A 10942-nucleotide genomic window follows, 5' to 3' on the forward strand; every position below is an offset into this window, starting at 1 on the left:
GTGCGGCGACCTCGGCCCCGGGCTTCGCGGCGACCTTCTTCGGCGCTGGCGCCTTCGCAGGCGCCGCCTTCTTCTCGAGAACTGCCGGGGTCTCGGTCTTCTTGGCTCTGGACGTCACGCTTGCCTCACGATCCGGTGTCCGGCTCGGACTCCTGTCCGGTGCGCCTCAGCTCGAGCAGCTCACGCTGCAACGCGGCCGCCTCGGCGAACAGGCGGTCGCGCGCTTCACGCTCCGTGACGGGGTCGAGCGACTTCATCTCGGCGCGCATCTGCAAGATGCGACGCTCGAGCGCGGTCTCCTTCAGTTTCGACACGATCCCGCGAAATGTTGAGTTTACTTTCCCGTCCGCAAGCCCGTCTACACGCGAGATCCCCGAGAGTGCGTCCGCGGCGAGCGGATCGCGTGCGCGCACGTGCTCGAGCAGCTCCGCTCCCGTGAGCGCGCCGGCCTCGGCGAGGCACTTCAGCAGGGACACCATCACCGGCGAGGTGATGAGCCCTTCGGCGGCCAGTGACGATGCCCGCGCCCGCAAGGCCGGGAACGTCGCGATCATCCGCAGCGCCTCGCGTGACGCCGCCGATTCGGGCAGCAACTCGGCGGGCGGCGCGGCCGAGACCGCCTCAGGCGCCTCGCCGGGAGCCGCGACGCCCGGTCTCGCTCCGGCCTGCGCCCCGAGGTCCGCCTTCGCTCCCGAGACGGCGCGCCTCACGGTCGCCTCATCCACCAGCAGGCGGTCGGCCACCCGGTTGGCGTAGTCGTGCTCGAGCATCGAACCGCGCACCGCGGCCAGCGCGCCGGCCGTCGAGGCGAGCGCTGCGGACCTGCCCTCGGGCGTGTTCAGATCGTGCGACTCGAGCCTGCGGTCGATGACGAACTGCAGCAGCGGGACCGCCGCGGCGATGACGGCGCGCATCTCGTCGGCGCCGTGCTCGGTGACCCAGTCGGCCGGGTCCTTCCCGCCGGGGATGAGCGCGACCGCCATGTCGACGCCCGACGCGCCGGGCGCGGACACCGCCTTCCAGTCCACGAGGTCGGCGGCGCGCAACGCGGCACGCTGGCCGGCGGCGTCGCCGTCGAAGAGGTACACCACGCGCTTGGTGAACCGGCCGAGCAGCTTGGTGTGCTCGGCGGTGAGCGCCGTGCCGAGCGTGGCGACCACGTTCGTCATCCCCGCCTCGTGCAACGCAATCACGTCGGTATATCCCTCCACGACCACCGCCTCGCGCGCGGCGACGATTGCGTTCTTCGCGCGGTCGATGCCATAGAGGTTGCGCGACTTGTGGAACACGGGCGTGTCGCCGGTGTTGAGGTACTTCGGCTGACCGTCTCCCAGCACGCGGCCGCCGAAGCCGACGGCCTTGCCCACGTGGTCGCGGATCGGGAACATCAGCCGGTCGCGGAAGCGGTCCTTCACGCGCAGCCGCCCGCCGCGCTCCTCGGGCAGCGCGAGGTTCGCCTCGAGGATCTCGTCGTCTGCGAAGCCCTTCTCGCGAAGGTGGAGCGTGAGCGCCTCTGCTCCCGGCGCGTACCCGAGGCCGAAGCGCTTCGCGACCTCGATGCCGAATCCACGCGACTTCAGATACGCCCGCGCCTTCGCCGGGCCGGCCTGCTTCGAGGTGACGAGCACGCGGTGGTAGTACGCGGCGGCCGCATCGCACGCGGCGTGCAGGCGGTCGCGCTTCCCGCGCCCCGGGCCGGTGCCGCCCTCCTCGCGCACCTCGATGTGGGCGCGTTCGGCGAGCAGGCGCACCGCGTCCGGGAAGTCGAGGTTGTCCGTGCGCATGACGAAGTCGAACACGCTGCCGCCGGCGCCGCACCCGAAGCAGTGGAACATCTGCGTGGACGGGTCGACCTTGAACGACGCGGTCTTCTCGTTGTGGAACGGGCAGCAGCCCCAGTACAGCCGGCCCTTCTGCTTGAGCACCACGGCCTCGCCGACCACACCGAGGATGTCCGTGGCGTCGCGGACGCGCTGGATGTCCTCTTCGGGTATGCGGCCCACGACACCTCCTCGTTCGGCGGTACGCCCCTCACGGGCCCCGTAACGCGGTGCTCCCGCGAGCGAAGCCGCCCGCGGGAGCACCATTCTACGCGTACCGTCCGACGTCACCGTGCCGGGGCGTCTACCCCCGAGTGAACAGCGGAGCGAACACCACGGCGATGACGGACATGACCTTGATCAGGATGTTCATCGACGGGCCGGCGGTGTCCTTGAACGGGTCGCCGACCGTGTCGCCCACGACTGCCGCCTTGTGCGTGTCCGAGCCCTTGCCGCCGAACTCCCCGCCCTCCACGTACTTCTTCGCGTTGTCCCACGCGCCGCCGGCGTTGGCCATGAAGATGGCCATCAGGAACCCGACGACGAGCACGCCGGCGAGGAAGCCTCCGAGCGCGGACCTGCTCCACAGGCCCACCGCGATCGGCAGGATGCTCGCGAGCGAGGCCGGGAGCACCATCTGCTTCAGCGCGGCGCCGGTGGCGATGTTCACGCACTTGCCGTACTCGCCCTCGACGCCCTCGACTCCCTCGCGAAGGCCCTTGATCTCGTGGAACTGCCGGCGGACCTCCTCGATCATCGCCTGGGCGGCGCGACCGACGGCGTTGATGGCCATCGACGAGAACAGGAACGGGAACATGGCGCCGAGGAACAGGCCGATGATCACGTTGTTGTTCAGGATGTTGATGCCGTCCTTGAGCAGGCCGACCTTCTCCGCGTAGAGCTGGAAGTACGCGAGTGCGGTCACGGCGGCCGAGGCGATCGCGAAGCCCTTCGCGATGGCCGCCGTCGTGTTGCCGACCGAGTCGAGCGAGTCGGTGATGGCGCGGACCTCGGGGCCCTGGCCGCTCATCTCGGAGATGCCGCCCGCGTTGTCCGCGATCGGGCCGTAGGCGTCGACCGCGACGACGATGCCCGTGGTGGCGAGCATTCCGATGGCCGACAGGCCGACGGCGAAGATGCCGCCGCCGTCAGGCATGGCCCAGTTGCCGGCCCAGTAGGAGACGCCCATCGCGATGACCAGGAAGATGATCGACACGCCGGTGGACTGCATGCCGGTCGCCAGTCCGGAGAGGATGACGGTCGCCGGACCGGTGGTGCCGGACTCGGCGATCTGCTTGACGGCCTTGTACGTGTCCGACGTGTAGATCTCGGACGCCTGGCCGATCGCCATGCCGGCCGCCAGACCGATGAAGATGGCGACGAAGAAGCCGAGCGGGTTGCTGACGACGTGCACACCGAACGTGGTCCCGGCGGGCACGAGCCACATGACGAGGAAGTAGCACGCGGCCAGTGTCAGGACCGCCGCGCCATACGTCCCGGTCGAGAGCGCGCGCGCCGGGTGCCCGCCTGCCTTGCCGCGCACGAACGCCGTCGCGATAGCGGAGCAGACCATGCCGACGGCCGCGATGAGCACCGGCAGCAGCGCGCCTCGGAAGCCCAAGTACAGAGCGCCGAGCGCGAGCGGCGCGACGATCGCGCCGACGTACGACTCGTACAGGTCGGCGCCCATGCCGGCGACGTCGCCCACGTTGTCGCCCACGTTGTCGGCGATGACGGCCGGGTTGCGCGGGTCGTCCTCGGGGATACCGGCCTCGACCTTGCCCACGAGGTCGGCGCCCACGTCGGCGGCCTTGGTGTAGATGCCGCCACCGACGCGCGCGAACAGCGCGATCGTCGAAGCCCCGAGCCCGAAGCCGGGGATGACGTCGGAGAAGATGGTCATGGCCGGGATGGCCATACCGAACACGTCCCACGTGGCCCCGTCGACGATCGACAGGTCCTTCACGAGGCCCGTCGCGTAGAGAAAGACGATGAAGCACAGGGACACGCCGAGGAGACCCAGTCCCGCAACGGTCAGACCCATGACGGCGCCGCCGCGGAACGCGACCTCGAGGGCCATCGGCATGCCCTTCGTCGCGGCTTGGGTGGTGCGGGAGTTCGCGCGCGTCGCGATCGTCAGGCCGATGAACCCGGCGGTACCGGAGAACACCGCGCCGACCAGGTAGGCGATGCCCATGATCACGCCGCCGCTCGCCCTCAGGAAGACGCTCATGGCGATGGCGATGGCCACGAGGACGACGGCCACCGTCCGGTACTCCCGGGTGAGGAACGCCAGCGCGCCCTCCTGGATGTGCTTGGAGATGCGCTGCATCTTCGCCGAGCCCGGATCCTGCTTGAGCACCCACATCGCGTAGTACGCGGCGGTGCCCAGACCGACCAGTGCACACAAGGCCGCAACCAGCACGTACGTCATAGCCACTCCCCCTCGTCCATCCCTTGGCGGGACTCCGTCTCCCCGGTCCGGGCGCCCAGCGCACCGTACCGCGCCCCGCGACGGTCCGACCACGCGAGGCCGTTGACGTTTCGCACTACTCTAGCCAAAGCCTTCCATGCGGGCAACGCGCTCGACGCGCTCGGAACGCCTCTCGCGCCTCCCGTTCCGGTCACGATTCGACGCCGCCGCCGAGCCTCCTGCTCTTTGCCCGGCCGACCGCCCTCGACCGCGTCGAGCCGTGGGTCGCGCCCTGCCGTGCGCGCCGGCCACCGGGCTCAGATCATCCACGCCTTGGGGAGGAAGAGCTCCTTGTACGTGGTGAGCGCGTAGCGGTCCGTCATCCCCGCGACGTAGTCGGTCACGCGCTGCCAGAGCGGCTCCTCGGGGTGCGCGACGTACTCGGCGGGCATCTGCTCGGGATGCTCGAGGTAGTGCATGAAGAGGTGCTTGACCACCTCGCGGGCCTTCGGCTCCTCGGCCTTGGCGTCCGGCGAGGTGTACACCGCGTCCCACAGGTACCGTTCCAGGCACTTCATCGCCGAGAGGACCTCGTCCGACATGCGGATGCCGTCGAGGTCCGCGCTCATGACGGTGAGGTCCTGCACCATCGTGCCGATGCGTTCGACGTGCGTGGCGCCCAGCACGCGGCGCGCCTCCTCGGGAAGGTCCTCGTCGCTGATGACGCCGGCGCGCACCGCGTCGTCGACGTCGTGGCTGACGTAGGCGATCTTGTCGGCACGGCGCACGATCGAGCCCTCGAGCGTGGCCGGCTCGGCGGCGTCGCGCGTGTGGCCGCGGATCCCGTCGCGCACCTCCCAGGTGAGGTTCAGGCCCTTGCCGCCGTACTCGAGCCGCTCGACCACGCGCACCGACTGCTCGTGGTGCTCGAACGCTTGCGGTGCGTCCGCGAATCCGCCGCTGATGTCGGCGTAGCACTCGGTCAGCGCCGTCTCGCCGGTGTGACCGAACGGCGTGTGGCCGAGGTCGTGACCGAGCGCGATCGCCTCGGTGAGATCCTCGTTGAGCGCGAGCGAGCGCGCCACCGAGCGCGCGATCTGCGACACCTCGAGCGTGTGCGTCAGGCGCGTGCGGTAGTGGTCGCCCTCGGGCGCCAGGAAGACCTGCGTCTTGTGCGAGAGGCGCCGGAACGACTTGCAGTGGATGATGCGGTCCCGGTCGCGCATGTACTCCGTGCGGAACGGATCGGGACCCTTCCTCGACGCGTGCTCGCGCCCGCGCGAGCGCGACGACAGCGCCGCACGATGCGAGAGGCGCTCGACCTCGAGCGCCTCCAGCATCTCGCGTGTGAGCGGCAGGCCCACTTCGCCGCGCTCCCCTACCGGTTGTCGCTCGCGGCGGCCTTGTCGGCGAGCGTGGCCTGCGCCGCGGCGAGCCGCGCGAGCGGCACGCGGTACGGCGAGCAGGACACGTACGTCAGGCCGATCCCGTAGAACGTCTTCACGGAGTCCGGATCGCCGCCGTGCTCGCCGCACACACCGAGCTTGAGCTTCGGGTTCACGGAGCGGCCCTTCTCGCACGCGACGCGCACGAGCTCGGCCACGCCGGCGTCCACGGTCTCGAACGGGTTGCGCGCGAGGATCTTGCGCTCGAGGTAGCGCGGCAGGAACTTGCTCTCGATGTCGTCGCGCGAGAAGCCGAACGTCGTCTGCGTGAGGTCGTTCGTGCCGAACGAGAAGAAGTCGGCCTGTCCGGCGATCTCGTCGGCGGTCACGGCCGCGCGCGGCAGCTCGATCATCGTGCCGATCGGGATATCGAGCTCCATACCCTGCTCGGCCGCAACGGTCGCCAGGATCTCCTCGGTCTCGGCGCGCAGCGTCTCGAGCTCGGTGACGACCGACACCAGCGGGATCATGATCTCGGGCCGCGGGTCCTTGCCCGCGCGCTTGAGCTCAGCGGTGGCCTCGGCGATGGCACGCACCTGCATGCCGTAGATCTCAGGCCACATGATGCCGAGGCGGCAGCCGCGCAGCCCGAGCATGGGGTTCATCTCGGCCATGGAGTCGATGAGCGCGAGCATCTTGTGCTTGGCCGCGATCTCGGCCGCGTCGGCGCCCTTGCACTCCATCTTCGTGATCTCGACCTCGAGTTCGCGCGGCGAGTCGAGGAACTCGTGCAGCGGCGGGTCGAGCAGGCGGATGGTGACGGGCAACCCGTCCATCGCGCCGAGGATGCCGACGTAGTCCTCGCGCTGTACCTTGAGCAGTTGCGCGAGCGGCGCCTCACGGCCGGCCTCGTCCTCGGCGATGATCATGTCCTGGACGATCTGCTTCCGGTCGCCGAGGAACATGTGCTCGGTGCGGCACAGGCCGATGCCGGCGGCGCCGAACTCGCGGCCGAGCGCCGCATCCTCGGGCGTGTCGGCGTTGGCGCGCACGCCCATCGTGCGGAACTCGTCGGCCCACGCCAGGATCGTGTCGAAGTCGCCCGAGACCTCGGGCGCGACCAGGTCGACCGCTCCGAGCACGACGACGCCGGTGGTGCCGTCGATCGAGATGATGTCGCCTTCGACAAGCTCGATGCCCTTGCCGGCGATCGTGGCCTTCTTGGCGGCCGCGTCGATCTTCAGGGCCTCGACACCGCACACGCACGGCTTGCCCATGCCGCGCGCCACGACCGCCGCGTGCGAGGTCTTGCCGCCGTGCGAGGTCAGGATGCCCTTGGCTGCGACCATGCCGTGCAGGTCGTCGGGGGTGGTCTCCCAGCGCACGAGGATGACCTTGCGGCCGTCCGCGGCGGCGGACTCCGCCTCGTCGGCCGAGAAGACGACCTCGCCGACAGCCGCGCCGGGGCTCGCGTTCAGGCCCTTGGCTACGACGTCGTAGGTGGCCTTCGCGTCGAACTGCGGGTGCAGGAGCTGGTCGAGCTGCGCGGCGTCGATGCGCAGCACGGCCTCCTCGCGCGTGATCATGCCCTCGTCGACCATATCCGAGGCGATCTTGAGCGCCGCGCGCGCGGTGCGCTTCCCGATGCGCGTCTGGAGCATCCAGAGCTTGCCCTCCTGGATGGTGAACTCGATGTCGCACATGTCGCGGTAGGCGCCCTCGAGAACGCCGAAGACGCGCTCGAGCTCGGCGCCGGCGGCCTCGAGGCCCGGCACCGTCTTGAGCTCGGCGATCGGGCGCGTGGCGCGGATGCCGGCCACGACGTCCTCGCCCTGGGCGTTGGTCAGGAAGTCGCCATAGTGCTCATTGGTGCCGTCGGCCGCGTTGCGCGTGAACCCGACGCCCGTGGCGGAGGTGTCGCCCATGTTGCCGAAGACCATCGACTGCACGTTGACGGCCGTGCCCAGGTCGTCGGCGATGCGCTCGAGCTTGCGGTAGAGCACCGCGCGGTCGTTCATCCACGAACGGAAGACGGCCTCGATGGCCAGGTGCAGCTGGCTCGTGACGTCCTGCGGGAACGCCACGCGGCCGTCGGCGCCGGCCAGCGCCGGGAAGTCGGCGGCCGACACGTGGTCCGCCACGATGACCTTGAACACGCCGACGAGTTCCTGCAGGTCGGCGGCGGTCAGCTCGGTGTCGTCGGCGACGCCGCGCTGCTGCTTCATCGTGTTGATGGCGTTCTCGAACAGGTCGCCCTCGGCGTCGAGCACGACTTTCGAGAACATCTGGATGAAGCGGCGGTAGCTGTCCCACGCGAAGCGCTCGTTGCCCGCCTTGGCGATCAGGCCGTGCACCGAGGTGTCGTTCAGGCCGAGGTTGAGCACCGTGTCCATCATGCCCGGCATCGAGAACGGCGAGCCCGAGCGGACCGAGACGAGCAGCGGGTCGGCGTCGTCGCCGAGCTTCTTGCCCATCTTGCCCTCGAGGTCCGCGACGTGCTTCGCGATCTCCTCGGAAAGGTCCGGCGGGAACGCGGGCGGCTCGGAGTTGTAGTACTCCATGCACGCCTGGCAGGTGATGGTGAACCCGGGCGGGACCGGCAATCCCATCAGCGCCATCTCGGCGAGGTTCGCGCCCTTGCCGCCGAGCTGGAACTTCATGCCCTTGTTGCCCTCGGTGCGGTCGACTCCGTCGAGGCCCGCGCCGAACCCGTACACGCGCTGAACGTCTCCCACTGGACTCCCCTTGCGTTGTCTCGCGCGACAGATGCACGCGCTATGGTAGCGGAACGGCGGCGGTGCGGTCAGCGTGGCGAGGGCGGGCCGTACCGCGGGGCGGCCCTCCTACTTCGTCGGGTCGTTGACCGCGCCGAGGAACAGCATCGCCCCGCTGCCTTCGTCAACGATCGCGAACAGGTACGGCCGGTCGCAGACGAACTGGATCGGCTCGTTGCCGGGCGCGGCCGATCCGGTCATCATCGCCGAGACCGTGACGGCAGCCGCCTCGGTGCCCTTCTCGTCCACCTTGACCTTCGTCTTGTGGAGAACGCTCCCGATGTAGATCGGCACGTCGAGGTCCGCCATCCCCGTGAAGTCGGCTTCGGCGTCGTCGAACGCATGCGGCATCCCCAGCGCGCTCAGCGGCTCCGCCAGCTCGGTCAGACACTCGGTGTCCAACTTCGGCAACCCGAGCGCGACCTCGGTCCCGTCCTGCGACATGAGAGTTCTCCGCAGCTCCGAGAAGCCGGTGCCTTGGAGACTCGCGGCCGCATCGCCGAACTGCACACCTTCATCGGGTAGCAGGATGTAGTACGCGGAATCGTCCCCTTGGTACGGCAGCTTCGTCGCCTGCAGCACATCGGTCCTGGCGTAGGGCATCCACCGCGTCGAGTGCATCATCGCGGCGTCCACCTGCGAACCGTCGGCGCGGGTGAACGGCGCATCATAGGTGGACTCGCTCTCGAACGGCTCGACCCACTCTCCGAGGAAGTAGACGGCGTTCACCAGGTAGAGGATCGACTCCGCCGGAACCTCTTCGACGACCCGGCCGATCATCCCGTGCGTCTCCTTCTTGACCCACCGATTGATCTCGCCCTTGACGTCGTCCTTCTCGAAGTCGAGCGTCGTCACTTGCGCGCCGAAGAAATCCCGGTCCGCAGCGAGGAACGGCTCCTTGAACTCCACCCCATCCCGCGCCCAGAGCCCGTTCGCGACCTCGAGGACCTGCTTGGAGCTTCGACTGTCGAGTTGCGCGAGGAGCGAGGCCCAGTCCGCATTCGACGCAGTCGTGCCCATCGACTCGATCCGCAGGACGCGATGCATCTCCGCGGCGGTCTCACCGGCAGCGCCGTTCGCCGTCATCGACAGAGCAGCATGCACCGAAGCCGGCGATACGACCACGTTCTCACCCGCGCCGTCCGAGGTGGCCATCAGCAGGTCGACACCGAAGTCGTTGATGGCCGCAACGAGCCGCTCGCTGCGCGGCGTCCCGGCATCGGCCTTCTTCGGACGGGCCGAAGCCACCAAGGTGACTCCGTCCCCTCCCAGCCGTGCGCAGCCTGAGACTGCAACGAGTGCGACCACCGCGGACGCAAGGCACACCACGATCGTCGGTCCGATCCGGATCCGCACGGGCTCTCCCCTCACGGTGATGCGCCACACGGCGCAGACCGACGGTCAGGCCGATGTCGGCGGCGCCGACTTCTCCGCCTCGATCTCGGCCTTGAGCGCCGCCTCGCGAGTGCGCAGCTCGTCGACGGCCGCGGCGTAGGCCTCGGTCTCGGCGTCGAGCGTGACGGCGCCGTTCGCGCGCTTCACGTACACCGCCTGGCCGAGTGACGCGTACGCGTCTTTGATCTGCGACTGCAGCGTCGTGAGGTCGAGCTGCTTGCTGCCGGTCTTGAGCGCATCCCCTGCCTGTTGGCCGAGATCGCTCAGGCCCTTGCCCACGTCCTCCAGGAATCCCATCGCTCGACTCCCCTTCCATCGTCGCGCGTGCCTTGGGGTTCGCGCGTGTCCGTACCGCTCGTACATTCCCGCCCGCGAGGCCGGGCGGTCAGTCCCCCGGCCGCGGCAGGCGCCTGCGTGGGGCCCGGCGGGCGTGGAACGTCTCGGGCACCTGCTCGACCTGCGCGGCGCCCTGCCGCGGCAAAGCACACTCGAAGTGCCGCAGGATCTCCTGCGCAGTCTCCTCGATCGCGCGGCTGCCGGTGTTGACCACGAAACAGCCGAGACGCCGCATGAGCGCCCGGCTGTCGGCGAGTTCGTCCTCGACGTGGCCGATATCCGCGTACCCGCCCGAGTACGGCCCGAGGTCGCCGATGCGCTGGCGACGGATCTCCGAGAGCGTACCCGCGTCGATCACCAGCCCGAACAGCCGGCTGCGGTCGACCGCGAACAGCTCAGGCGGCGGCTCGACGCCCGGCACGAGCGGGACGTTGGCGACCTTGTAGCCCTTGAACGCGAGGTACATCGACAGCGGCGTCTTGCTCGAGCGCGACACGCCGATGAGCACGATGTCGGCCTGGTCGAGCTCCTCGGCGTTGCGCCCGTCGTCGTGCTGGACGGCGAAATCGAGCGCGTCGACCCGCTCGAAGTACTCGGCGCCCGTCGTGCGCACCGCGCCGGCCTTCCACGCCGGGTCGCGGTGGATGGCGCCCGCGAGCGCGCCCACGACCGGCCCCATGATGTCGATCGCCATGATGTCCTTCTCGAGCGTCACCCGGTGCATCACGTCGCGCAGGCGCGTGTCGGCGAGGGTGTAGAGGAAGACACAGTCGTCCCCGGTCGCCCCGCGCACGACGCCCTCGAGCTGCCCTCGCGAAG

At 69.5% G+C, this 10942-nt stretch carries 7 protein-coding genes; all 7 read right to left on the reverse strand.

Translation table 11 applies throughout. The annotated features are described in order from the left end of the window. Nucleotides 1-125: 125 nt before the first annotated feature. Entirely contained in the window at nucleotides 126-2087 is a 1962-nt protein-coding gene (locus FDZ70_02495; GenBank protein ID TLM79787.1) for a DNA primase, read from the reverse strand. 37 nt (nucleotides 2088-2124) lie between these two features. Continuing rightward, a complete protein-coding gene (locus tag FDZ70_02500; GenBank protein ID TLM79788.1) occupies nucleotides 2125-4254 on the reverse strand; it encodes a sodium-translocating pyrophosphatase in 2130 nt (709 codons plus the stop codon). Nucleotides 4255-4550: 296 nt separating this feature from the next. Continuing rightward, nucleotides 4551-5573 carry a deoxyguanosinetriphosphate triphosphohydrolase gene (locus FDZ70_02505; GenBank protein TLM79793.1) on the reverse strand — a complete coding sequence of 341 codons (1023 nt, stop codon included), beginning with the start codon at nucleotides 5571-5573 and terminating at the stop codon, nucleotides 4551-4553. A gap of 38 nt (nucleotides 5574-5611) precedes the next feature. Beyond that, nucleotides 5612-8353, reverse strand: coding sequence for a pyruvate, phosphate dikinase (locus FDZ70_02510; protein ID TLM79789.1), 2742 nt, complete (start codon nucleotides 8351-8353; stop codon nucleotides 5612-5614). Nucleotides 8354-8461: 108 nt separating this feature from the next. Then, entirely contained in the window at nucleotides 8462-9748 is a 1287-nt protein-coding gene (locus tag FDZ70_02515; protein TLM79790.1) for a serpin family protein, read from the reverse strand. Between the two features lie 45 nt (nucleotides 9749-9793). Beyond that, nucleotides 9794-10084 carry a hypothetical protein gene (locus tag FDZ70_02520; GenBank protein TLM79791.1) on the reverse strand — a complete coding sequence of 97 codons (291 nt, stop codon included), beginning with the start codon at nucleotides 10082-10084 and terminating at the stop codon, nucleotides 9794-9796. Nucleotides 10085-10172: 88 nt separating this feature from the next. Further along, the coding region (locus FDZ70_02525; GenBank protein ID TLM79792.1) for a kinase/pyrophosphorylase at nucleotides 10173-10942 on the reverse strand (770 nt) is incomplete at its 5' end.

Source organism: Actinomycetota bacterium, from assembly GCA_005774595.1.
In the GTDB taxonomy this organism is placed as follows: Bacteria; Actinomycetota; Coriobacteriia; order Anaerosomatales; family D1FN1-002; genus D1FN1-002.

What these genes read in the sequence shown, in the direction of transcription:
- FDZ70_02505 (TLM79793.1), bottom strand. Translation starts at nt 5,573, where the DNA reads ATGCTGGAGGCGCTCGAGGTCGAGCGCCTCTCGCATCGTGCGGCGCTG.
- FDZ70_02500 (TLM79788.1), bottom strand. Translation starts at nt 4,254, where the DNA reads ATGACGTACGTGCTGGTTGCGGCCTTGTGTGCACTGGTCGGTCTGGGC.
- FDZ70_02520 (TLM79791.1), bottom strand. Translation starts at nt 10,084, where the DNA reads ATGGGATTCCTGGAGGACGTGGGCAAGGGCCTGAGCGATCTCGGCCAA.
- FDZ70_02495 (TLM79787.1), bottom strand. Translation starts at nt 2,087, where the DNA reads ATGGTGCTCCCGCGGGCGGCTTCGCTCGCGGGAGCACCGCGTTACGGG.